Genomic DNA, 23951 nt, shown 5'->3' on the forward strand with positions numbered 1-23951 from the left:
CCGGTGAACTTGTGGCCAACGTGCGGAAAGGGGTTGGCCAAGCCGTGACCCACGACACCGGGGCGTTGCCGGGTTGTCGCCTCGCCTTGGAAAAGCGAGGCCCCGGTCCATGGCCGGGGCCGGGGAACGTCCTCGTGCGGAACGTCCTGGGTGTGCGGACCGGGGCGGTCTGCGACGTCCTGTGGCTGATCTTGCCGCCCGCCGGCGTACCCGTGCCGAAGGGGGAAGAAGACCTTGATCGTCGCTGCCCCGGGCGGCGGCGGCGCGAGGTAGGCTGCCAGCGCGAGCGGCGTGCGGGCGATCTGACCCCGGGGCCGCAGCGGCCGGCCGGGAGAACGGTGGGTACGGATGGACTGGCGCGAATTCGCCGAGCAGATGGCGCGGCTCGCCCGAGGCCTGCTGGCCCAGGACGGCGCCGAGGAGACGCTGGACGCGATCGTCGACTCGGCCGTCGAGCTGATCGAGGGATGCGAGGCCGCGGGCGTACTGGCGGTGCGCAAGGGCCGCGCCGTGACCCTCGCCGCGCGCGGGGACATGGTCGAGGAGTCCGACCGGCTTCAGGGGGAGCTGGGCGAGGGGCCCTGTTTCGACGCCGCGCGCAAGGTCAACGGCGACCGGATGTTCCGCATCGGGGACCTGACGAAGCCGCAACCGGCCTGGCCCCGTTACGCGCCGGCCGCCCGTGAGCTGGGCATCGGCAGCATGATGGGCTTCCTGCTCTACACCCATGACCAGGACTTCGGGGCGCTGAACTGCTACTCCAGCCGTTCCGGCGCCTTCACCCGGGACAGCGAGACGGCCGGCTGGCTGTTCGCCTCGCACGCCGCCGTGGCGCTCGCCAGCGCCCGGACCGTGGACCAGCTGGAACACGCCCTGGAGACCCGGCACGCCATCGGCGAGGCCATGGGCATCCTGCGGGAGCGGCACGGCCTCAGCGAGGACGACGCCTTCGCCGTGATGCGCCGCATCTCCCAGCATCACAACATCAAGGTCCGCGACGTCGCCCAGACGATCCGGGGCGACACACCTGACAGGACCTGAGCCCCCACCGCACGTTGTTGCGGTCGGCGGCGGAGCGCCCCGGTGCTCCCCTCGCGTCCGCCTCTCGTCACGACGGGTGCGCTGGGGGGCGTCGTGGCGCATTCTTGCTGTGTCGTCCTCGTGGCGTCGCAGGGACGAGGTAGGGCCGATGAAGGGCAGAGCCGAGGAAGCCGACCGGACGACCGCGCGGTTGACCGGGCTGCTGGCCGACGCCTCCACGGCGGCGATCGATGCCTCCGGCGGCCACACGGGAGGCGTCTACCTGCGGTCCGGCACGCCCGGGCTGCTGCGTCTCGCCGTCCTCTCGGGCCTGCCGGGGCCGCTGTTCCGCCCCTGGTGGCGGCTGCACGTGGACCGGCGGTTCCCGGTCGCCGACGCCTACCGGCTGCGCCGTCCGGTGGTTCTTGCGAACGCCACCGAGACCATGCGCCGCTACCCCCAGTTCGCCGCCGGTCTGCCGTTCCAGTTCGGGTCCCTGTACGTGCCCGTGGGGGACGCGGAGGCGACCTTCGGGGTCCTCGCCGCGCTTCGCCCCTCCGTCCCGGACGCCGCCGATGTCCTGTCCGCGCGCGACCGTCTCATGGAGCTGGCCGACAAGCTGGGTGCGGCACTGGCGGAGCTGGAGACGGACGGAGGGTCGGCCGTCGCCTGGAACGACGAGCCCCTGGGCATCCGTCCACCCTCCGTTCGCGCATCCGAGCAGCGCATCGGGCGCTATACCTGGGACCCCTCGACCGACCTGGTGACCGCCGACGACCGCTTCCACGCCCTGCTCGGCCTGTCCGCGGTGGAGTTCCGCGGGACCGGCCGGGACCTCGCGGACGCCGTGGCGCCCGAGGACGGCCACCGCCTGCTGGCGGCGCTGCGCGACGCGGCCGCCGGCCGAGCACCCGCCCTGCCCCTCTCCCTGTACACGCAGGGGGGCGCGCTGCGACTGATGGAGTTCTGGACGTCCGCCGCACTCTCGCCGGGCGCGTACCGGGTGAGCGGAGTGGTGCGGGACCCGGGCCCGGGCGGGCTGGGGGACGCGGCGGCCGATGTGCTCCCCGAGGGCGTGTTCAGTCTGGACCGGCTCGGAGTGATCGTCTACGTCAATCAGCGTGCAGCCGAGCTCCTGGGCAGGCCGCCGGCCCACCTCGTCGGCCGCTCGCTGTGGGAGGGCGTGCCGTGGCTCGGCCAGCCGGCGTACGAGGACCATCTCCGCGCGGCCCTGCTGTCCCCCGCCCCTGTCCACTTCCACGTCGGCCGGCCGCCCGCCGAGGAGGGGACGCCACCGCCGTACCGGCACGGGAGCGGCCGACTGGCCATGTCCATTCATCCCGCCCCGGACCACCTCACCTGCACGGTCCGCCCGGCCGACCGGATGGCGGACGCATCCGTCGCCCTGGACACGGTGTCCGACGCGGCGGCCACGGCCGCTCCAGCCGCCGACCCCGGCGGCCCGACTCCGGACGCCGGCCCGGCGGCGCATCTGTACCGGCCGATCGTCCTCGCCATAGCGCTGTCCGAGGCGGTCACCGCACGGCAGGTGTCGGCCGTGGTCATGCAGGAACTGCTGCCCGCCTTCGGCGGGAACCGGCTCGCCATCTACCTGCTCCAGGAACAGCACCTGTACCTGGCCTGGGAGACCGGCTTCCCCGAGGGCTTCCTCCGCCCGTTCGAGGGAGTGGGGCTGGACGCGCACATCCCCGGTGTCGAGACGCTCACCACCGGGCGCCCGCTCTTCTTCGACTCCATGCGGCAGCTGGCGGCCACCTACCCGGGCCTCGCCCTGGACGCGGACAAGGGCTCCCGCGCCTTCCTGCCGCTGATCGCCTCGGGGCGCCCGGTCGGTTCCTGCATCCTGGGCTTCGACCGGCCGCGCAGCTTCAGCAGCGAGGACCGTACGGTCCTCACGGCACTCGCCGGGCTGATCGCGCACGCCATGGAGAAGGCGCACCGGTACGACACCGAGGCCGCGCTCGCCCGTGGGCTGCAGCAGGCCCTCCTGCCCCGGCGCCTGTCGGTGCACCCCGAGGTGGAGACCGCCGGACGCTATCTGCCGGGCACCCAGGGTATGGAGGTCGGCGGGGACTGGTACGACGTCGTGACGGCCGGGGACGGCCTGGCGCTGGTCATCGGGGACGTCCAGGGGCACGGGGTGCAGGCGGCGGCCACGATGGGCCAGCTGCGCAGCGCGGTCAAGGCCTTCGCGCTCGACGACCGTCCGCCCGACGAGGTGATGAGCGGCACGAACCGCCTGCTGATCGACCTCGACCCGGGCCAGTTCGCGAGCTGCTGCTACATCCGCCTGGATCCCGCCACCGGGCTGGCCCGGACCGCCCGGGCCGGGCATCCGCTGCCTCTGCTGCGCCACCCGGACAGTGGCACCGCACTCTGCGAGGTGCCCGGTGGTGTCGTCCTCGGGGTCGACCCGCACGCCCAGTACCCCGTGGGAGAGCTGCGGCTGGAGCGCGGCGCCATCCTGGCCCTGTACACCGACGGGCTCGTCGAACAGCCCGGTCTCGACATCGACGACGGCATCGCCGCCCTGCGGGCGGTCCTGGCGGAGGCCGGGGCGTCCGCCGCCGGTCCGGACGGAGGTTCCCTGACGGCCGTCGCCGACCAGCTCACCGCGACCGCCCGGCACACCGCCGACCGGCCCGACGACATCGCGCTCCTGCTGGCCGTGCGGCGGCCCGGGGCCTGACCGCCGACGGGCCGTTCCCGGTGGCCGGGCCCGGCTCAGCCCCATGTGATGTGCCGCCCCTCGCCTCGCGGGGCCCGGCAGTGTAGACATGGCACATGGTCCGGCTTCCGGGTCGAACCGGCACCCGGTCGACCCGTCGTCCCAGTGGTCAGCGCTCACGGCACGCGACTGGCCCGGCTCGGCGAGCGCGCGAGCGGGCGGAGGGGCTGCGGTCCGCCGAGGGACGCGCCTCCGGCCTGCGGGCGGCACTGACCGGTCGCAGCGTTGCCGGCCAGGTGTTCGTGCTGCAGGTCGTCATCGTGCTGCTGCTGGTCGTGGCGGCGGTGGTGGCGCTGGTGCTCCAGGTGGGCCACGACACCTCCCAGGAGGCCCGCAACCGGTCGGTGGCCGTCGCCCAGACGTTCGCCCACTCGCCGGGCATCCAGGCGGCGCTGAGCTCCCCCGACCCGACGGTCATCCTGCAGCCGCGCGCGGAGGCCGCGCGCAAGGCGGCACACGTGGACTTCATCGTCGCGATGAACAACGCCGGGATCCGCTACACCCATCCGAACCGGGACCGCATCGGCAAGAAGTTCGTCGGCACCATCGGGCCCGCGCTGGCGGGCGGAACCGTCGTCGAGCAGGTCAACGGCACCATCGGGCCGCTGGTGCAGGCCGTGGTTCCGGTCAAGGCGCCCGACGGCAAAGTGGTGGGCCTGGTGTCGGCCGGCATCACGACCGCGCACGTGGGCGGCGCGGCGCAGCGGCAGCTGCCACTTCTCCTGCTCGCCGCGGCCCTGGCTCTCGCCCTCGCCACGGTGGGGACCGGGCTGGTCAGCAGACGGCTGCTGCGCCAGACGCACGGCCTCGGCCCGCGCGAGATGACCCGGATGTACGAGCACCACGACGCGGTGCTGCACTCCGTCCGGGAGGGCGTGATCATCATCGGTGACGACGGCGATCTGCTGCTCGCCAACGACGAGGCGCACCGTCTGCTCGACCTGCCCGAGGACGCCGAGCGGCGGAACGTCCTCGAACTCGGTCTCGATCCCGACACCGCCGACCTGCTGGCCTCGGGGCGGGTCGCCACCGACGAGGTGCACCTGGTCGGCGACCGGCTGCTGGCGATCAACCAGCGGCCCACGGACCTGCACGGGGGCCCGTCGGGCAGTGTGGCCACGCTGCGCGACTCCACGGAACTGCGTGCCCTGTCGGGCCGGGCCGAGGTGGCGCGGGAACGCCTCACCCTGCTGTACGACGCCGGGGTGGGCGTGGGAACGACCCTCGAGGTGACCCGGACCGCCGAGGAGCTGGCGGAGGTGGCCGTGCCGCGGTTCGCCGACTTCACCACGGTCGATCTCTACGAAGCCGTCCTCGACGGAGAGGACCCGGAGCCCGGATCCGCCCTGCGGCGTACGGCGTGCAGCGGTATCCGCGACGACGCCCCGCTGTACGCGGTGGGCGAGCAGATCCGTTTCGTCGCCTCCGCCCCGCAGGCGCGCTGCCTCCGGACCGCCCAGCCCATCCTCGAAGCAGAGCTGGAGGCGGCCCCGGGCTGGCTGGTACAGGATCTGGAGCGCACCGAGCAGGTGGTGGCCTACGGCATCCACTCGCTGATCACGGTCCCGGTGCGGGCGGGATCCCAGGTCCTGGGTGTGGTCAACTTCTGGCGCTCGCAGAAGGCGGAGCCGTTCGACAGCGAGGAGCTGGCCCTGGCCGAGGAGCTGGTGGCGCGGGCCGCGGTCTCCATCGACAACGCGCGCCGCTACACGCGCGAGCACGGCATGGCCGTGACCCTGCAGCGCAGTCTGCTGCCGCGCAGCCTGCCCGAGCAGAGCGCTCTGGAGATCGCCTACCGCTACCTGCCGGCGCAGGCGGCGGTGGGCGGCGACTGGTTCGACGTGCTGCCGCTGTCCGGTGCGCGGGTCGCGCTCGTCGTCGGCGATGTGGTCGGCCACGGCCTGCACGCCGCGGCCACCATGGGACGGTTGCGGACGGCCGTGAACAACTTCGCCTCGCTGGATCTCACGCCGGATGAGCTGCTCGGTCTGCTGGACGAGCTGGTCGGCCGCATCGACCAGGACGAGGCGACGGAGGGCGGCGTCCCGGTCACCGGGGCCACCTGCCTGTACGCGGTCTACGACCCGGTCTCCCGGCACTGCGCCATGGCTCGCGCCGGCCATCCGCCGCCCGCGCTGATCGGGCCCGACGGCAGTGTGGAGTTCCCCGAGGTGCCCGCGGGCCCCCCGCTCGGCGTGGGCGGCCTGCCGTTCGAGACCGCCGAGCTGAAGGTGACGGAGGGCAGCCGGCTCGTGCTGTACACCGACGGGCTGGTCGAGGACCGGGAGCGGGACATCGACACCGGGCTCGAGGAGCTGCGCAGCGCGCTCGCCGGGGCGGGCGAGTCGCCGGAGGAGACGTGCCGGGCCGTGCTCGACGCCCGGTTGCCGTTGCGCCCCGGCGACGACATCGCCCTGCTCGTCGCGCGTACCCGGGCGCTGGGTGCCGACCGGGTCGCCGAGTGGGAGGTCCCGGCGGACCCGGCTGTCGTCGGAGAGGTGCGCGGGTGGGTGACCCGGCAGCTGGCGGACTGGGGGCTTGACGAGCTGACGTTCACCGCGGAGCTGATCCTCAGCGAGCTCGTCACCAACGCGATCCGCTACGGCAGCGAGCCCATCCGCGTCCGGATGCTGTGCGACCGGTCCCTGATCTGCGAGGTCTTCGACAGCAGCAGCACCTCGCCCCATCTGCGTTACGCGGCCGCCACGGACGAGGGCGGCCGCGGCCTGTTCCTCGTCGCGCAGCTCGCCGAACGGTGGGGCACGAGGTACACGCCCACCGGCAAGGTCATCTGGGCCGAGCAGGCTCTGCCCTGAGCCCGCTGCCGGCCGGCCACCGCCGGTTGTTGTTCATTCCTACGAATTTCCGCTCGATGGGTGACCACTTGTCGCGGCATCTGATAGGAAACCTTCCTATCAGTACGCGGTACGTTCCAACTCCCAACCCCCCACATCGACTTGGAGACCCCGTGGTGCACCCGAACACCGACGCAGCGACCCGTGGCGGCACCTCCCGCCGCACGGCCCTCATTCTTCTCGGCGCCTCCCTGGCCACCGTCCCCCTGCTGAACGCCCCGCTGGCATCCGGGGCCCCGGCGGCCGCCGCGGGACTGGACGACCCGGCGAAGAAGGAGATCGCCATGCAGCTGGTGTCGAGCGCGGAGAACTCCTCGCTCGACTGGAAGGCGCAGTACAAGTACATCGAGGACATCGGCGACGGCCGCGGCTACACCGCGGGCATCATCGGCTTCTGTTCCGGCACGGGCGACATGCTCGACCTGGTCCAGCTCTACACCAACCGCAAGCCGGGCAACGTGCTGGCCAAGTACCTGCCGGCGCTGCGGCGGGTCAACGGCTCGGACTCGCACGAGGGCCTGGACCCGAACTTCCCCAAGGACTGGGGCAAGGCGGCGCAGGACACGGCCTTCCAGCAGGCGCAGAACGACGAGCGGGACCGCGTCTACTTCAACCCGGCAGTGCAGCAGGGCAAGGCGGACGGGCTCCGTGCCCTCGGCCAGTTCACCTACTACGACGCCCTCGTCATGCACGGCGACGGTGACGACCCGACCAGCTTCCCCAACATCCGCAAGCGGGCCCTGCGCACCGCCAAGCCGCCGGCCCAGGGCGGCGACGAGGTGACGTACCTCAACGCCTTCCTGGACGCGCGGGTGTGGGCCATGAAGCAGGAGGAGGCCCACAGCGACACGAGCCGGGTGGACACCGAGCAGCGGGTCTTCCTGCGCCAGCACAACCTCGACCTGAACCCGCCGCTGGACTGGAAGGTGTACGGGGACAGCTACCACATCGGCTGACCACGGCGCCTGCGCCGCACGGCCCCCCGGGCACACCACGGGCCGGCCCGGGTTTCGCTCCCCTCTCGGGACCCGGGCCGGCCCGTTACGCGTGCCGTCAGCCGCCGTTCAGGCGGGAGCGCAGGAGCTGCTTGCCGAACTCCGCGCCCTTCCTGCTGTCCGACTGGGCCTTGCGGAAGAGCTCCGCGACCTCGTTGTCCTTGTCGCGCTCGGCATCCTGGATGTACTGCTCCAGCCGCAGGGCGTTGCTCAGGCACGCCTCGACGTACCAGATGAGGTTGTAGTCCTTGTCCCGCGTGCCGGTGACGTCACCGGTCTCGGTACCGCTGGTCATGCGGACCTCCTCCTCGGTGGTTCCTCAACGGTGGTACTGCCGCGCCGAGTACCCGCCGGCCCGCGGCGCACACTCCACCTGCGCCAACGGGCCGGAACAGCCACCCGCCGCCCGCCTGCGTCAGCCGAGGGCCCGGTCGAGGTTGTAGGCGGCGCTGATCAGGGACAGGTGGGTGAAGGCCTGCGGGAAGTTGCCCTGCTGCTCACCGGTGTGGCTGATCTCCTCGGCGTACAGGCCCAGGTGGTTGGCGTAGGTGAGCATCTTCTCGAAGGCGAGCCGGGCCTCGTCCAGCCGTCCGGCCCGGGTGAGGGCCTCGACGTACCAGAAGGAGCAGATGGAGAACGTCCCCTCGTCGCCGCGCAGTCCGTCGGGGCTGGCCTGCGGGTCGTAGCGGTAGACGAGGGAGTCGGAGACCAGGTCCTCGGTCAGGGCGTCGAGGGTGGAGAGCCACTTGGGGTCGGTGGGCGCGATGAACTTCGCCAGCGGCATCATCAGCAGCGCGGCGTCGAGGACGTCGCCGTGCTCGTACTGGACGAACGCCTGCCGCCGGGCGGACCAGCCGTGGTCCATGATGCGGCGGTAGATCGCGTCCCGGCCCTGCCGCCAGCGCGGCAGGTCGGCGGGCAGGCCGCGGCGGTTGGCCAGCCGGATGGCGCGTTCGATGGCCACCCAGCACATCAGGCGGGAGTACAGGAAGTTCCGGCGGCCCCCGCGGGTCTCCCACACGCCCTCGTCGGGCTGGTCCCAGTGCTCGCAGACCCAGTCCACCAATCCGCACACGTCGTCCCAGTGGCCGCTGGAGATCGGCTGGGCCCACTTGTCGTAGAGGTAGATCGAGTCGATCAGGGCGCCGTAGATGTCGAGCTGGAGCTGGTCGGCGGCCGCGTTGCCGACCCGGACCGGGGCGGAACCCTGGTGTCCCTCCAGGTGACGCAGTTCGCGTTCGGGCAGCTCGGCACGGCCGTCGATGCCGTACATGATCTGCAGCGGCCCGGACGCCTTGCCGTCGCCCGGGCTGATGTGCCGGGTCAGGAAGCTCATGAACGCCTCGGCCTCGCCGGTGAAGCCGAGCCGGAGCAGTGCGTAGACGGCGAAGGCGGCGTCCCGGACCCAAACGTAGCGGTAGTCCCAGTTGCGCTCGCCGCCCAGCTGTTCGGGCAGGCTCGTGGTGGGCGCGGCCACGATGGCGCCGGTCGGAGCGTAGGTGAGCAGCTTCAGGGTGAGCGCGGAGCGGTGCACCATCTCCCGCCAGCGGCCGCGGTAGCGGGAGGCGTGCAGCCAGCGCCGCCAGTAGTCGACCGTGGCGCAGAACTCCTCCTCCGCCTCGGCCCGGGCACACCGGCGCGGGGCCACATCGCCGCCGACCTGGTCGAGCGCGAACACGGCGGACTCGCCCTCGGCGAGCTTGAAGTCCCCCCACAGGTCCGTGCCGTCGGTCTCCAGGCCGACCGTGGCCGTCAGCGCGAGGCAGAGGTCCGCGGACTCGAACACGGCCACGCACCCCTCCATGCGCACGGTGTGCGGAGCGGCGCCGTAGTCGAACCGCGGGGCGACCCGGACACGGAACGGAAGAGTTCCCCGCACGCACAGCACCCGGCGGATGAGCCGGTGCCGTTCGGCCTCTGTGGGCCCCGTGGCGTTCGCGTTCACCGGCATGAAGTCCTGCACCTCCCCGACGCCGTCCTCGGTGAAGAACCGGGTGATCAGCACGTTGGTGTCGGGGAAGTAGAACTGCTTGGTCCGCGCCCCCTCGGTGGCGGCGAGCTCGAAGCGGCCGCCCCGCTCCGCGTCCAGGATCGAGGCGAAGACGCTGGGGGCGTCGAAGCAGGGGCAGCAGTACCAGTCGATCGTGCCGTCGGTACCGACCAGAGCGACGGTGCGCAGGTCGCCGATCAGACCGTGATCGGCGACCGGAAGGTAGCGGGGCGCGGACGGTGGGGTCTGTCCCGTCTGGATGTCGACCATGGCGGCCTCCCGGTCCGGACACGCGGACAGCTTCCAGCTTAGGGGCGACGCGGCTCCGGGGGTTTCCCGGCCGCAGGAGCAGGTACCCCTACACCCAGCCCGGGCGGCGACCGTGGCACCCGGTGTCGTTCCCCCTTCCGGATGCACGGCGGGCCCGGTCGGGCAATGGTGGGTACAAGGCCCCGGTCTCGCCGCGCGGGCGCCGGCGGGGCGCTCAGTTCTCACAGGAGGACCCGGGGCCCGAGGAGGAGACATGACGACGTCAGAACCCGAAGCATCCCGTCCGTCCCCGGACCGCGCCACCCCGGACAGCATGCTCCACACACATCCCGGCACCGTGGGGCCGGACGACCTGGTGCTGGCCGCGGGACGGGACCTCACCCCGAAGAACCTCGAGTGGGCCCGGCGCAAGCTGGCCGCGGAAGGACCGGCCGCGATCGAGAAGCTGCTGCCCTAGGTCGTGTCGTCAAATGCCCGTCGTCGCCCGGAGGGCGGCCTCGCGGCGTCATGGGGTCCGCCTGCTCGAGCGAAGGCGAGAGCTTGGGCGAGCGTGCATGGCGGCGTGAGGCGGACGGGCATTTGACGACAGGATCTGAGCCCTGTCGTCGAGCTCCCGTCGTCCGCCCGGAGGGCGGGCCCCGCGTCGGGCACCGCCCGCGCGAACGACACCGGGCGCGGGGAGCGTGCATGGCCCCGCGGGGGCGGGCGTGCACGACCCCGCGGGACGGGCGGGAGTTCGATGGCAGGGCCAGGTGGTGTCGGCTGGGAGCGGCCCACCGCGGTTGCGGGACCGGATCTTGGCTCCGGTCCCTTCCGGACGGGACCCTCGAGCTGTCAGACTCCCGAGGGTGCCCGACTTCGACGTGCTCGTGATCGGATCCGGACCCGGCGGCCAGAAGGCCGCCATAGCGGCGGCCAAGCTCGGCCGCCGGGTTGCCGTCGTCGACCGCCCCGACATGGTCGGCGGGGTCTCCATCCACACCGGCACCCTCCCCTCCAAGACCCTGCGCGAGGCGGTGCTCTACCTCACCGGGCTCACCCAGCGCGACCTGTACGGGCAGAGCTACCGGCTGAAGGAGGACATCACCGTCGCCGATCTGACCGCGCGCACCCAGCACGTGGTCGGCCGCGAGGTCGACGTCATCCGCAGCCAGCTCTCCCGAAACCAGGTGTCCCTGTTCGCCGGGACCGGGCGCTTCGTCGACGACCACACCATCACGCTGCGCGAAGCGACCGGCGAGGAGCGGGTGTTGAGCGCCGACCGCATCGTCATCGCGACCGGCACCCGCCCCGCCCGGCCCGGCAGCGTGGAGTTCGACGGGCGCACCATCATGGACTCCGACAACGTCCTCGCGCTCGAACAGGTGCCGCGGTCCATGGTCATCGTCGGCGCCGGGGTCATCGGCATGGAGTACGCCTCCATGTTCGCCGCGCTCGGCAGCAGGGTGACGGTGGTCGAGAAGCGGCCCGGCATGCTCGACATGTGCGACGTCGAGGTCGTCGAATCGCTCCGCTACCACCTGCGTGACCTCGCCGTCACCTTCCGGTTCGGGGAGACCGTCGCCGCGGTCGAGCGGCATCCGCACGGCACCCTCACCGTGCTGGCCAGCGGCAAGAAGATACCGGCCGACGCCGTGATGTACTCGGCCGGCCGGCAGGGGCTGACCGACGAACTCGACCTGGACAAGGCCGGGTTGACGGCCGACGCGCGCGGGCGGATCGCGGTCGACGAGCACTATCGCACGCAGGTGCCGCACATCTACGCGGTCGGCGACGTCATCGGCTACCCGGCACTGGCGGCGACCTCCATGGAGCAGGGGCGCGCGGCGGCGTACCACGCCTGCGGGGAGCCCGTGGGCCGGATGCACCAGCTGCAGCCGATCGGGATCTACACGATTCCCGAGATCAGCTTCGTGGGGCGCACCGAGGACCAGCTCACCGCGGACCAGGTGCCGTTCGAGGTGGGCGTCTCCCGCTACCGGGAGCTGGCGCGCGGGCAGATCGTCGGCGACTCGCACGGCATGCTCAAGCTGCTGGTGTCGCCCGAGGACCGCACCCTGCTCGGAGTGCACTGCTTCGGCACCGGGGCCACCGAGCTCATCCACATCGGACAGACGGTGATGGGCTGCGGCGGCACCGTCGACTATCTCGTCGACGCGGTGTTCAACTACCCGACGCTCGCCGAGTCGTACAAGGTCGCCGCCCTGGACGCGACGAACAGGCTCCGGCAGATCGACCGGCTGCGCGACTGAGCCCGCGCACTCCCGGCCCACCCCGGCGCACCTGCGCCGGGGTCACGCCAGGGGGTCCTCCGGCGGTGGCAGCGGGTCGTCCCGGGGCGGCGAGAAGTCGTCGTCGGTGATGTGGACGGCGGCCTCCTCGGCACTGGCGGCTCCCCCGTCGATGCCCTTGTCGGACGCGACCTCCTCCTTGGTGGTGTCGGCGTGCGCTCCCTCGTCCGGGGCCACCAGGCGGCCGGAGCGATGCTCCCCCGCCTCCGGGTCGACCGTCTCGCCCTCGCCGCCGGGGAGGTCGCCCACGCCGTCGCCTACGCCCGCCTCAATCAACATGCTTGGCGGATACACCGTTCGAACTCCGGACAGCAAGCGGAGAATTACCCTCCGGTCACCCTTGAACGGACAACCAGCACGGCTATCATCACACCCACACACACGGTGTGACCGTCCGCCGACGCAGCGGTTCGACGGCGTCCACCCCGGTGTCGACCACCCCTTTCTCTTCCGGCGCCCGGCCCAGGGCCACCCCCCGGGCCCGTCCGCGCCGGCGCCACCCCCCAACCCCCTACGTCGTCGGGGCCGCCCGGGCTCCTGCGTCGTGCACGACGGAAAGCAGCGCATCCATGAGCAACAGCAGGGGCAGAGGGCTGCAGGCAGGCGTCCTCGGAACGTTCGACACCGTGGTGATGGCCGTGGCGGGCAGCGCCCCGGCGTACTCGCTGGCGGCCACCACGGCGGTACTGGTCGGCGCGGTGGGACTGGCCGGCCCGGCGGCCCTGCTGTACTGCGCGATACCCATGCTGGGCATCGCGCTCGCGTTCAGCTACCTCAGCCGCATCGACGTGAACGCGGGCGCCAGCTACTCGTGGGTGGGGCGGACGCTGCACCCCTTCCTGGGCTTCATCAGCGGCTGGGCGCTGGTGATCTCGGCGACCATCTTCATGGTGGCCGGCTCACTGCCCGCCGGGTCGATGACCCTCGCCCTGTTCGACGTCCGGCTCGCGGGCGACACGGCCCTGTCCACGGTGGTCGGCGCCGCATGGTTCGTGATCATGCTGCTGGTGGTGCTCGGCGGCGCCCGGCTCACCGTGCGGGCGCAACTGGTGATGTCAGGCGTCGAGCTCGCCGTCCTGGCGCTGTTCGCGGTACTCGCCCTCTTCCACTCGGACAACGCCCGTGCCTTCGACTGGTCCTGGCTGGGCTTCAGCCACTTCGGCGGAGTGTCCGGGTTCGCCTCGGGAGCGCTCATCGCCGCGTTCTACTTCTGGGGCTGGGACGTCACCAGCAACCTCAGCGAGGAGACCCGCAACAGCCGCCGCACCACGGGACTGGCGGGCCTGATCGGCGTCGGCATCGTGTTCCTGCTGTTCGAGGTGTTCACCATCGCGGTGAACGTCATCCTCTCCGCGCAGCAGATCCAGGACAACAACGCGAACGTACTGGCCGTGCTCGGCGAGGCGGTCTGGCCGGGCTGGGGCGGCAAGCTGCTGGTCGTGTCGGTGATGCTGTCCACGATCGCCACCCTGGAGACCACCCTCATCCAGGTCACGCGCTCGCTGTTCGCGATGGGCCGCGACCGTACGATGCCGTCCGCGCTGGGCCGGGTGCACCGCACCTGGAACACGCCGTGGGTGGCCATCACGGTGGTCGGCGCGGTGGCGCTCGCGATGTTCATCGCCTCCAACGCGCTGGGCACGGTGGGCGACATCCTCTCCGACGCCATCTCCGCGATCGGTCTGCAGATCGCGGTCTACTACGGGCTGGCGGGCCTCGCGGTGGTGGTCGCCTACCGCAAGCTGCTGCTGAAGTCCGCGGCCAACTTCGTGCTGGGCGGGCTGTGGCCGCTGCTCGGCGCCCTGTTCATGTTCTGGATCTTCGTCGAGTCACTGGGCCGGCTGAGCCCCGCCGCGGTGGCGATCGGCATCGGCGGGCTCGCCGTCGGACTGGTGCCGATGCTGTGGTACTGGCGGCAGGGCAGCGACTACTACCGGCCGGCGAAACTGGACGCCACCCGCACCGTGGCGGCCGACTACGTCCCCGGGGGCTCGACCGGTGCACAGCCGCGGTCGCACGAGGGCCTTCCCACCGACTTCTGAGGAAGCCCCCGATGGCGCGAGACCGCTACACACCCGACTTCGACCCCGACTGCGGGGACGCGCCGCTCAGCGCCGCCCGCCACGACATCGTCATCGGCCGCTGGCAGGGCCTGCGGGACCTGCTGCGGGACACCGGGTCCGACTGGCCGCTGCGGGGCCACCGGATCCGGCTCCTCGCGCAGGCGTGCGCGGGCAGTTCGACCGTGGAGTCGTGGCTGGCGGCCGAACCGCACAGTACCGACGCGCTGGTGCTGCGGGCGGCGACGGAGACGGCACGGGCCTTCACCCTGGCCATCGCCGCCGGCCGGGGCGTGCCCATCGCGCAGGACCGTCTCGATGCCACGGTGCTGGCCTGTCTGCAGGCCGCCGACGCCTGCCCCGAGGACCCCACGCCGTGGATCTCGCTGATCTCCGTGGGCCGGTTGTATCCGGCGGGGGTGCGGCGGCAGGAACTGGCCCGGTGGTGGGACGAGTTGCACGGGCGGGACCGCTACAGCGTCGAGGGTCACCTGCAGGTGCTGCACTACTACTCCGCACGGTGGCACGGAACGCACGGCCTGATGTACGACTTCGCCCGGGATGCCGCCGGAGTGGCGCCGCCCGGCTGTGCGCTGCCGGTGCTGGTGCAGTACGCCCGGGTCGAGGAGTTCCGGTACGTCCTGGACGGCGCGAAGGGGCAGCACGCCGCCATGGGTCTGGGGCAGCACTGGGACCACGACGGCGCGGTCAGCGACGTACGGCGCACCTGGCAGCGCTGGGTCCTGGGCCGCGGGGACGCCGCCGTGACCCCCGTGGCGCTGCGGGACCTCAACTACCTGGCGCACGCGGCCTGTTACGCGGGCGCGGACGAGGTCGCCGCCGCCCTGCTGCGGATGCTGGGCCGCCGGGTCACGCGAACGCCGTGGTCGTACACCGGGGATCCGGCGAGGCAACTGGTCAGGTGGCGCAAGGAGTTGGGTCTGCGGGCGTGAACGGGTGCGCCGGGCGACGGCTCGGCGGAACCCGATCACGTGCAGGGCGAGCACGAGGGCGGCCATCCCACCGACCCTGATCCACTCCTGCCGCGTCATGGAGCCGCGGACGCGGTGCCGGGCCGAGGTCTTCGCCGGGGCCCGGGCGGGGAGGTGCGGAGTGGAGATAGGGGCGGCCGTCACCGGGAGGGTGCTGCCTTGGGAATGTCGTGCAGGCGGCTGCGGCACACAGCCCTGTGCCAAGTTCCCGTACATGCAAGTCATGTGCAGTAAAGCCCGTGACCGGTCTTGACCACGGACGGGGAAAGTCCCCGGCCCGGTGGTGTGCCGCCGGTCGAGGACCGCCGGGTCAGGCGGCCAGCAGGCCGCGGCCGAACCAGTCGGAGGAGTTCCGCACGCCCGGCAGGGCGAAGAAGTAGCCGCCGCCCGTCGGGGATATGTAGTCGACGAGGGGTTCGTCGATCAGCCGGGTCTGGGTGGCCTCGAACTGCCGGCGCACGTCCTGCTGGTAGGAGCAGAAGACGAGGCCCATGTCCAGGTTCCCGACGTTGTCGACGCCGCGGTCGTAGTTGTAGCCGCGACGCAGGATGCGGGAGCTGTCGGTGGCGGCGGTGCGCGGGTTGGCGAGCCTTATGTGGGCGTCCATCGGGATCGCCGTGCCGTGCGGGTCCTTGGCGTAGTTCGGGACGTCGGTCTCCTTGGCGCCGTCCAGCGGGGCGCCGGTGTCCTTGCGGCGGCCGAACATCTTCTCCTGCTCGGTCAGCGAGACCCGGTCCCAGAACTCCACCAGCATGCGGATGATCCGGACGACCTGGTAGCTGCCGCCGGTCGCCCAGGCCGGCTCGCCCTGGCCGGCGCCCACCCAGACCAGGCGGCTCATCTCCCGGGCCGAGGCCACGTCCGGGTTGGCGATGCCGTCCTTGAATCCGAGGAGGTTGCGCTGGGCGCCGGAGGGGCGCGGGGTGTTCTGGAAGCCGTCGACGCGCCACTTGATCTGCATGGCGCCGCGGGTGTGCCGGGCTATGTCGCGCAGCGCGTGCAGCACCGTGTCCTGCCGGTTCGCGCAGATCTGCAGGGACAGGTCACCGTGGCACTCGGCCGCGTTCAGGTTGTCGTTGGGGAACGTCCGCATCGGCGTGAGGCGGGCCGGCCGGGCCTTGGCGAGGCCGTAGCGGTCGTCGAAGAGGGAGGCTCCGACGCCGACGGTGACGGTGAGCGCGTCGGCCGGGACCTCGGGGCCGAGGATGCCGCTGTCGGAGGGCGGAGCGCCGACGCCCAGGTCGGCGGGGGTGCCGCCGGCGGTCAGGAACCGTGCCCGTTCGGTGATCGTGCGGAACAGGCCGGCGAGTTCCTCGCGGCTGTCGGCGATGACGTCGAAGGAGACGAAGGTGGCGGCGGCCGGGGCCGCAGTGGTGATGCCGGCCTGGTGGACGCCGTGGAAGGGGATCTTGGCGGCATCGGTGGCGTCCGCGGCGTGGGCCTCGGTGAGGTCGCTCTGGCTGAGGGCGAAGCCGCCGCCGGCCAGGACCGCTCCCGCGGCTCCGGCTCCCAGGGCCGTCTTCACGAAGGAGCGGCGGCCGGCACCGGCGGGACAGCCGCCCTGGAAGGCGGGCGTTTCGGCGGACGGCATGGTGCGGTTCCCTTCGGTGCGTACGTACTCGGGGCGTGTCGTCTCGGCGCGCTGCGCGGTCATCAGGCGGACTTCCGGATCTCCAGCAGGTCCGGAATGGGAGCGAGGTCCTCCAGGAGCTGCCCGGTGGCACCGTTCAGCCGTGCCCTGGTGGTCTCGTCGAGCCGGTCCACCGGCGTCCAGGAGTCGCCCTGGTGGGCCGAGTCGAGCAGCTTCTGCAGCCGGGCCGTGTCCGCGTCGACCGTGGGCAGCAGGTGCGGCGCGCGGGTGGTGAGCAGCGGCTTCAGTACGGTGAGCAGCTCGCGGGTACCGGTGAGGTTGGCGTCGGTGGTGGCCAGCTCGGTGCCGCTGCCCTGGTCGGTGTGGCCGGTCAGCTCGAACTGGAGGGTGTTCTCCAGGATCTCGTGCGCCCGCAGCGGCAGGTCGCCCGGGTCGAAGTCCTGGCCGGGGAATGCCTTGCGCAGGCCGTCGGTGTCGTCGGCGAGCCGGCGGGCGAAGTCCTTGAGCTGGTCCGCCGACTGACCGTGCCACAGGCCGTACTCGATCCGGTGGAAGCCGGTGAAGTCCTTGTCCTGCACGCCTTGGGCCAGGCCGTCCGGCCTGCCGTTGATCTTCTGGTCGAAGTCCTCGAAGGTGCCGTAGGCGGCGCCGAGGGAGGCGTAGGTGCGGTGGGCGGTCAGCCAGTCGGTGCGGGCGACGTCGAGGTTGCCGCCCTGGATGTCGTCGTTCAGCTTGCGGGTCTGGCCGACGAGGGTGGCCAGACCCTGGTCGACGTACTGCTTGTACTGCTGCAGCGGGGTGGCGAGGTCGCGCTCGGACACGGGGACGACCGCCTTGGCCCCTCCCCCGCCGCTGACCCGCACGGACTTGGAGGTGACGGCCGAGCCGCCGGTGGGCACGCAGCGCCAGGCGTAGGTGCCGCCCGCGACGGTGGCGACCAGGTCGCGGGTGGTGCCGGGGGCCAGGCCCTCGATCTCGCCGTAGACCGCGTTGGTGACCGGGTCGACGAGGTACACCTCGGACGTCTTGGACCCGGTGTTGTGCATCTGGAAGGTCTGCCGTCCCGGCTTGGGGGCGGTGAAGCCCTTGCCGCACTCCGTCTGGGAGACCGCGACGGTCTGCGCCCCGGCGGGCTTGGGACGGCCGAGGGCGACGGCCAGCCCGGCCACCACCGCGGGCACCGCGACGACGGCGACGGGGACGACCCAGGCGGGGCGCCGACGCGACACGGCCGCCGTCGCCGCCGATGCAGCGCCGTTCGCCTTCGCCTTGCCCTTCGTCTCCGCCTTGCCCTTCGTCTCCGCCTTGCCCTTCGTCTCCGCCGCGTCGGCGGCCGCGGCCTGCTGCGCGGGCGCCGTCGCGCGCACTCCGCGGACGAACAGAGTCATGACGACGGCGAGGTAGGTGACGTAGCCGAGGGCCTGGAGCCAGGTCATGGTCGGGGTCAGGTTGAACACGCCCTGGACGAGGGTGCTGTACCAGGAGCCCGCGTCGACGCTGCCGCTCAGATCGACGGCGTACGCGGCCTTGCCGGGCAGTACCCCGCCCTCCTGGAGGTCGCGCAGACCATAGCCCAGGACGCCGGCCGCGATCACGATCAGGACGGCGCCGGTGGCGGTGAAGAACTTCGTCAGGTTGATCTTCAGCACCCGGCGGTACAGGCCCCAGCACAGGCCGGCCGCGAGGACCAGGCCGATCCCGGCGCCCGTCAGCGGCCCCGCGGACTCACCGGCCGCACGCGCGGTGGTCCACAGGAACAGTGCGGTCTCCAGGCCCTCGCGGCCCACTGCGAGGAAGGAGGTCACGATCAGCATGCCCGCGCCCATGGCGAGCGCGCCGGTGACCTTCTCCTTGATCTCGCCGGAGAGGCTGCGCGCCGAGCGGCGCATCCAGAACACCATGGCGGTGACGAACGCGACGGCCACCACGCTGAGCGTGCCGCCGAACGCCTCCTGCGCGGTCGCGGAGAGGGAGGCCGCGGTGAAGGTGAGGACCGCGCCGAAGCTCATGGCGAGGGCGACCGCCGCGAGGACACCGGTCCACACCTGCGGCAGCCGCGACTTCGCATCGGCCCGCACCAGGGTGGCGACCAGAATGGAGACGATGAGTCCGGCTTCGAGCCCCTCTCGCAGTCCGATCAGGAAGCTCGGAAACGCGTCGTCCCACATGCGGTGCGGCCCTCCCCGGCATGCCGCCCCGGCCACCCTAGGCCCGAGTTAGAGAAGGCATGCCTTACTTCGCGACCCATCATGACGACAGCCGTGCAGTCGACTGGTCATGAATTGGTCATGGGGAGGTAAAACTCGAAGCACGGGAGTGCGACCGCCCCCACCCGGAGAACCCGGAGGGCTCGGAGAACTCGGCGCCGACCGGGATTCACCCGTCGGGCCGATCCGAGAACGGTGCGCGAACCGATATCGTCTACAGTTCAGTAGACGGTCTACAGATCTGTAGTCACTCGCCGGGCGCCGCTTCCCGCGTCCGCCGACCGACGGAAAGGGCCGCGACGATGATCGCACCCCTGCACCTGTCGTCGCAGCTCGCTGTCAACGTGCTGGACGCCCAGTCGCTGCTGGCCGCCTTCGGCGTGCTCGGCGTCGGCGTGGTGATGTTCGCCGAGACAGGACTGCTCATCGGCTTCTTCCTGCCCGGCGACTCGCTGCTGTTCACGGCGGGGCTGCTGTGCACGGGCACGGGCGACCACGCGGTCAAGCTGTCGCTCGGACCGCTGCTGGTCGCCGCCGCGGTCGGCGCCCTCGCGGGCTCGCAGTGCGGCTATCTGCTGGGCCGCAAGGCGGGCGGCGCCCTGCTCGCCCGCAGCCGCTCGCAGCGTCTGCGCGAGGGCGCCCAGCGTGCCGAGGAACTCCTGGAGCGGTACGGGTTCGCGAAGGCGATCGTCCTGGCCCGGTTCGTGCCGGTGGTACGGACCGTGCTCAACCCGATGGCGGGCGCGCTCGGCGTGCCGCCGCGGACCTTCACCATGTGGCAGGTCCTGGGCGGCCTCGTCTGGAGCATCGGTCTCACCCTCGCCGGGTACGCGCTCGGCTCGTCGATCCCCAATGTCGACAAGTACCTGCTGCCCGTGGTCGCCGTGATCGCCCTCGTGTCGCTGATCCCGCTCCTCACCGAGGTGCTCCGCTCCCGCCGGGCCGCCAAGGCCAAGGAGGCACGCGGATGACTCCTGTCCTCACGGGTTCCTCGATCGACGGTCTTGCGTGCCTCGACCTGGTGGACCCGGCCCGCCGCTCCCCGGCCCCGGCGGCGCCCGCGCCCGGCGGTCCGGCCCGGCGCCTCACCGCCACCCGGCTGCGGCCGCTGCTGATGTCATGAGGCGCAAGGACACCGCCGACCTCACGGGCAGCGCCGGGCTCGGTGCCTGGGCGGCGTTCACGGTGCTCGGCCTGGTCGTGGGCGGCCACGGCGGCCCGCTGTCCCTGGACGAGGACCTGCTGTCCTGGTCGGTGGGCCACCGGCCCGATGTGGCGGTGGCCGTGGCCCGCGGGCTGACCGCGACCGGAACCGGTGTCGTCCCCTATGTCCTCGTGGCGTTGGCCGGGACCCTCCTGGCCCGTACGGCACGCCTGCGGATCCTGGCGGCGGCCCTGGGCCTGGCCTGTCTCGCCGCGGGCCAGGCCGTGCGGTACGGCGTGATGGAGGTGGTCGCGCGCCCCCGCCCGCCGCAGCAGTACTGGGAGGCGCAGGCCTCGGGCTGGGCCTTCCCGTCCGGGCACACCACCACCTCGGCCATGGCCGCCGGGCTGGTGATCCTGGCGACGCTGCTGCGCCTGCCGCGCGGGCGGACGGCGATCTGCCTGGTGGCCGGCTGCTGGGCCGGGCTGGTGGGACTGACCCGGGTGTATCTCGGGGTGCACTGGTTCACCGACGTGGTGGGCGGCTGGCTGTTCGCGGTCGGCTGGCTCGGGGTGTGTCTGTGCGCGGCGGCCTGGTGGCTGCCCACCCGTCTCGTGGCCGACCTGACGACGTCGGCCGGGGGGCCGGTGCGGGAACACTCGCCCGGAGATCCCGGCGGTCGAGGACGATCACGCCCTGCGTGACGTGCTGGGTCGGGCGCGGGCACCCTGCTGCGCCGTCGATGCGCGGGTGCCCTTCCGCGCCGTCGATGCGCGGGTGCCCTTCCGCGCCGTCGGCGCGACGTACAGGCGTTTGTGGCCGACCAGGTGGGAGGGCCAGGCGCGGGCGTACGGGGGTGGCGTGCCGTTCGCCGGGGTGAGGCAGGCGACCGGTATGCGTCGTGCGGTACGTGCGATGGCGGCCTCGGTGGTGTTGGCGTTGGGGCCGGCGGTCGCGGCGGAGCCGCAGCCGGTGTAGAAGGCGATGGGGAGGGCCTCGTCACCGGCCAGCAGGCAGGGTGGGCGCACGCCGAGGCGGTGCAGTTCGGCGGCCGTACGGTCCCAGGCACGCCGGTCGGCGGTGGTGCGGTGCACGGTGGCGGCGAGGACGGCGTACTGGACCGCTAGGTGTCCGGCCAGCCCCAGCGCGACCAGGGACACCACCAGCGGGCGCCATCTGCGGCCCGGTGCCGCGACCAGGTGGAGCAGTGCGTCGGCGACCGGGATGGCGAGCAGCGCGTAGGGGGGCAGCAGGAAGCGGGGCGCCGCGTATCCGATCATGAACAGGTACGGGAAGGCGGCCGTGGCAGCGCAGGCCAGCGCCACCAGTGTGGGCGTCGCCCGTCGGCCGCGGCGGGCCACCAGCAGGCCCAGCAGGGCGAGCAGCGGCAGGGTGTACCACCAGGCGGTGACCACCGGGTTCGGCATCGACCCGGTGCACGGGCGGCACAGGGTCCGACCGCCCAGGCTGCGCAGCTGGTCGGCCACCGCGACGTGCCAGCCCAGGCCGCCCTGTACGGCGGAGCCGTCGGACAGCCGCCGCAGCAGTCCGCCGTAACCGACATAGGCCTCGATCACCCACTCGGCGGCTCCGGCGACCAGCCCGGCGAGCAGCGCGGCGAGCGGCAGCCAGTGACGCTTCCACATCGCGAGCGCGAGCAGCGGAAGGGCCGCCCACACCGCGTCCATGGGCCGCATCCACGCCATGAGCGCGGTGCCGCCGACCAGACCCCACAGGGCCGCGTGGTCGTCCCGGTGCGCACGGGCCCGCAGGAAGCAGCCCGCACAGACGAGGGCGCCGACGGCGACCCAGTAGTTGGGCATGGCCTGGGGGCCGTAGAACAGAGTCACCCACAAGGAGGCGAACAGGGCGCCGGCCAGGGCCAGGACGCGGGAGGGGAACATCCCTCGCCACACACGCAGTGCCAGGTAGAGCGCGAGGCCGGACAGCAGCGCGAGGTAGACGCGCAGCAGCGCGGTGGACGAGGACCAGGAGGCGATCGGCGCCACGAGCAGCGACACGCCGCGGGCACGCGGGGCGCTGAAGAAGGCCGCCGGGGCGTGGGCACTGACCTGGCTCACATAGACGGTCTCGTCCCAGCCGAGGCCCATGCCCGGGCGTACGACGAGCAGCTGGGCCAGGATGAAGGCAAGCGCCACCAGGGCGAGGAGTCCGTCGCCGCGGACGCGGGTCGCGCGGCCGGACGCGCGCGCTGGGCCGGGGCGCCGGGCCCCGGTGAGTATGGCGTTCGCGCTGTCTGGCATCTCCACCCCTCACCCCTACACGATGTAGGGTTCTGACACCCCACAGCCCGTAGGGGTGACGGCAGGAGTCAGGTAGGACGTCGTCGGGCCGGACGCCGTCAGGCCGGACGCCGCAATCGGATATCAGGGAAGTCACGGACAAAATAACCCGCACCCGTGCGGGTCCGGCGGGTCTGATACCGCCAGACGCCTGATCCGCTACGCACTGTAAGGTTGAGGGCATGGCTGGTGGAGGGCCTCATGGCAGGCTGGAACGGCGCAGCTCGGGGGAGCTGGAGAGCGAGGTCCTCGCAGCACTGTGGTCCACCGACCGACCGCTGACCCCGGCCGAGATCCAGGTGGAGATCGGCGGCACCCTGGCCTACAACACCGTGCACACCATCCTCAGGCGGCTCTACGACAAGGGCCTGGTACGGCGCGAGGTCGACGGGCGGCGCGGTGCGTACCGGCCCGCCAAGAACGCGGCACAGCTGACCGCCGAGGCGATGCACGAGGCCCTGGACCGCGGCCCCGACCCCATCGCCGCCCTGCAGCAGTTCGTCACCGGGCTGAGCCCCGAGGAGGAGCGGGCGCTACGCGAGTTGCTCAGCGGGGGCGCGGCATGAGGGTCGACGTCTACACCCCGCTGCTGCTGTCCCTGCTGCTCACGGCGATCAGCCCGGTGGTCGCCCGGCGGGTGGCGCCCGCGCTCGCCGCCCGCGTGCTGACCGCCGCCGCCGTGGTGACGGCCACGGCCACCGTCTGGTCCCTCGTCCTGCTGGCCGTCACCCTCCTCGACGACGCGCCACCGGTGGTCGCGAAGGCCAGACAGAACGGCCTGCGGCTCGCGGAGCCGGTGCCGGAAACCGTGGGCGTCGTCGCCTGCCTGGCCCTCGCGGTCGTCGCCCATCGCGTGGGGCGGGCGGTACGCGCCGAGTACGCGACCCGCCGCGCGCTGCGGCGGCTGTGCGACGAGCATCCCGGGGACACCGAGCTGGTCGTCGCCGCTTCGCCGGTGCCGCGGGCGTTCGCCATTCCCGGTACGCCGGGCCGGATCCTGGTCACCAGCGCGATGCTCGGTGCGCTTGGGCCGGTGGAGCGACGGGTGCTGCTCGCCCACGAGCGCGCCCATCTGGCGTACCGGCACGCCGCGTTGGTGACCGCGGCGACCCTGGCGGTCGCGGCCAACCCGCTGCTCGGCCCGGTCCGCACCCAGGTCGCCTTCCTCGTCGAGCGATGGGCGGACGAACGGGCCGCGGACGCGGTGGGCGACCGGACCACCACCGCCCACGCGCTGGCCCGGGCGGCGCTCACCGCCGGGCGCGTGCAGCCGTCGTGCGGGCTGAGCTTCACCGACCGCGCCGTCACGCGTCGCATCGCGGCGCTCCAGTCCGCCCCACCCCCGCACCTGTGGTCCGTCGCGGCGGCCGTCCTCGCGCTCGGCGCCCTCCCGGTCCTGGGCGCCGCGGACGCGACGGGCGACCTGCTGAGCCTGCTGACGAGGGTTCTCCTGTAGACCGGCGACGGGCCGCGCCGCCGGGCCC

The 23951-nt window shown here is 72.5% G+C and carries 18 protein-coding genes and 1 pseudogene; 13 read left to right on the forward strand and 6 right to left on the reverse strand.

Translation table 11 applies throughout. From position 1 onward, the window contains the following. Positions 1 to 348 precede the first annotated feature (348 nt). The 4 genes from AB0A61_RS13720 to AB0A61_RS13735 all read left to right on the forward strand — a co-directional run bounded on the left by AB0A61_RS13720 (position 349) and on the right by AB0A61_RS13735 (position 7580). On the forward strand, positions 349 to 1041 hold the full coding sequence (locus AB0A61_RS13720; protein WP_361291029.1) for a GAF and ANTAR domain-containing protein: 693 nt from the start codon (positions 349 to 351) through the stop codon (positions 1039 to 1041). Between the two features lie 148 nt (positions 1042 to 1189). Then, positions 1190 to 3730, forward strand: coding sequence for a SpoIIE family protein phosphatase (locus AB0A61_RS13725; protein ID WP_361291032.1), 2541 nt, complete (start codon positions 1190 to 1192; stop codon positions 3728 to 3730). A 95-nt stretch (positions 3731 to 3825) separates the two neighbouring features. Then, positions 3826 to 6585, forward strand: a complete 2760-nt coding sequence (locus tag AB0A61_RS13730) for a SpoIIE family protein phosphatase (RefSeq protein WP_361291035.1) — start codon at positions 3826 to 3828, stop codon at positions 6583 to 6585. Between the two features lie 152 nt (positions 6586 to 6737). Next, a complete protein-coding gene (locus AB0A61_RS13735) occupies positions 6738 to 7580 on the forward strand; it encodes a chitosanase (RefSeq protein WP_361291038.1) in 843 nt (280 codons plus the stop codon). Positions 7581 to 7677: 97 nt separating this feature from the next. On the opposite strand, the gene AB0A61_RS13740 is transcribed toward AB0A61_RS13735, so the two are convergent. Further along, complete coding sequence (locus AB0A61_RS13740) at positions 7678 to 7914, reverse strand: hypothetical protein (protein ID WP_361291041.1); 237 nt, start codon at positions 7912 to 7914, stop codon at positions 7678 to 7680. Positions 7915 to 8034: 120 nt separating this feature from the next. After that, complete coding sequence (locus AB0A61_RS13745) at positions 8035 to 9879, reverse strand: glycoside hydrolase family 15 protein (protein ID WP_361291044.1); 1845 nt, start codon at positions 9877 to 9879, stop codon at positions 8035 to 8037. Positions 9880 to 10132: 253 nt separating this feature from the next. Between AB0A61_RS13745 and AB0A61_RS13750 the strand changes: the two genes are divergently transcribed. Together AB0A61_RS13750 and sthA are read left to right on the forward strand one after the other, a co-directional pair. Continuing rightward, positions 10133 to 10336: a hypothetical protein gene (locus tag AB0A61_RS13750; RefSeq protein ID WP_361291047.1), complete on the forward strand. Its 204-nt coding sequence runs from the start codon at positions 10133 to 10135 to the stop codon at positions 10334 to 10336. A gap of 391 nt (positions 10337 to 10727) precedes the next feature. Beyond that, positions 10728 to 12131: a Si-specific NAD(P)(+) transhydrogenase gene (gene sthA / locus AB0A61_RS13755; RefSeq protein ID WP_361291050.1), complete on the forward strand. Its 1404-nt coding sequence runs from the start codon at positions 10728 to 10730 to the stop codon at positions 12129 to 12131. A gap of 42 nt (positions 12132 to 12173) precedes the next feature. Here the strand turns inward: sthA and AB0A61_RS13760 are convergent. Next, positions 12174 to 12428, reverse strand: a pseudogene (locus AB0A61_RS13760) (DUF5709 domain-containing protein); the annotation flags it as partial. A gap of 311 nt (positions 12429 to 12739) precedes the next feature. Between AB0A61_RS13760 and AB0A61_RS13765 the strand changes: the two are divergent. Beyond that, complete coding sequence (locus AB0A61_RS13765; protein ID WP_361291053.1) at positions 12740 to 14212, forward strand: APC family permease; 1473 nt, start codon at positions 12740 to 12742, stop codon at positions 14210 to 14212. A gap of 11 nt (positions 14213 to 14223) precedes the next feature. Further along, positions 14224 to 15183 carry a hypothetical protein gene (locus AB0A61_RS13770; protein ID WP_361291056.1) on the forward strand — a complete coding sequence of 320 codons (960 nt, stop codon included), beginning with the start codon at positions 14224 to 14226 and terminating at the stop codon, positions 15181 to 15183. 349 nt (positions 15184 to 15532) lie between these two features. Here AB0A61_RS13770 and efeB read toward each other — a convergent pair whose 3' ends face one another. Next, complete coding sequence (gene efeB, locus AB0A61_RS13775; protein WP_361291533.1) at positions 15533 to 16813, reverse strand: iron uptake transporter deferrochelatase/peroxidase subunit; 1281 nt, start codon at positions 16811 to 16813, stop codon at positions 15533 to 15535. A gap of 62 nt (positions 16814 to 16875) precedes the next feature. After that, complete coding sequence (gene efeU, locus AB0A61_RS13780) at positions 16876 to 18981, reverse strand: iron uptake transporter permease EfeU (RefSeq protein WP_361291059.1); 2106 nt, start codon at positions 18979 to 18981, stop codon at positions 16876 to 16878. Positions 18982 to 19322: 341 nt separating this feature from the next. Here efeU and AB0A61_RS13785 point away from each other — a divergent pair, with 341 nt between their 5' ends. Genes AB0A61_RS13785 through AB0A61_RS13795 form a run of 3 tightly spaced genes read left to right on the forward strand, consistent with a single transcriptional unit; the run spans position 19323 to position 20868 of the window. After that, positions 19323 to 19991 carry a DedA family protein gene (locus AB0A61_RS13785; RefSeq protein WP_361291062.1) on the forward strand — a complete coding sequence of 223 codons (669 nt, stop codon included), beginning with the start codon at positions 19323 to 19325 and terminating at the stop codon, positions 19989 to 19991. Then, complete coding sequence (locus AB0A61_RS13790; protein ID WP_361291064.1) at positions 19988 to 20143, forward strand: hypothetical protein; 156 nt, start codon at positions 19988 to 19990, stop codon at positions 20141 to 20143. The genes AB0A61_RS13785 and AB0A61_RS13790 overlap by 4 nt, the downstream gene beginning before the upstream one ends. Further along, on the forward strand, positions 20140 to 20868 hold the full coding sequence (locus AB0A61_RS13795; RefSeq protein WP_361291066.1) for a phosphatase PAP2 family protein: 729 nt from the start codon (positions 20140 to 20142) through the stop codon (positions 20866 to 20868). The genes AB0A61_RS13790 and AB0A61_RS13795 overlap by 4 nt, the downstream gene beginning before the upstream one ends. Here the strand turns inward: AB0A61_RS13795 and AB0A61_RS13800 are convergent. Next, positions 20854 to 22428, reverse strand: a complete 1575-nt coding sequence (locus AB0A61_RS13800) for a hypothetical protein (RefSeq protein ID WP_361291069.1) — start codon at positions 22426 to 22428, stop codon at positions 20854 to 20856. The two genes, AB0A61_RS13795 and AB0A61_RS13800, sit on opposite strands and share 15 nt — an antisense overlap. Before the next feature lie 221 nt (positions 22429 to 22649). Here AB0A61_RS13800 and AB0A61_RS13805 point away from each other — a divergent pair, with 221 nt between their 5' ends. Together AB0A61_RS13805 and AB0A61_RS13810 are read left to right on the forward strand one after the other, a co-directional pair. After that, a complete protein-coding gene (locus AB0A61_RS13805; protein WP_361291072.1) occupies positions 22650 to 23033 on the forward strand; it encodes a BlaI/MecI/CopY family transcriptional regulator in 384 nt (127 codons plus the stop codon). After that, on the forward strand, positions 23030 to 23923 hold the full coding sequence (locus AB0A61_RS13810) for a M56 family metallopeptidase (RefSeq protein ID WP_361291075.1): 894 nt from the start codon (positions 23030 to 23032) through the stop codon (positions 23921 to 23923). The genes AB0A61_RS13805 and AB0A61_RS13810 overlap by 4 nt, the downstream gene beginning before the upstream one ends. Positions 23924 to 23951 lie beyond the last annotated feature (28 nt).

Source organism: Streptomyces sp. NPDC046197, assembly GCF_040646295.1.
Lineage (GTDB): Bacteria > Actinomycetota > Actinomycetes > Streptomycetales > Streptomycetaceae > Streptomyces.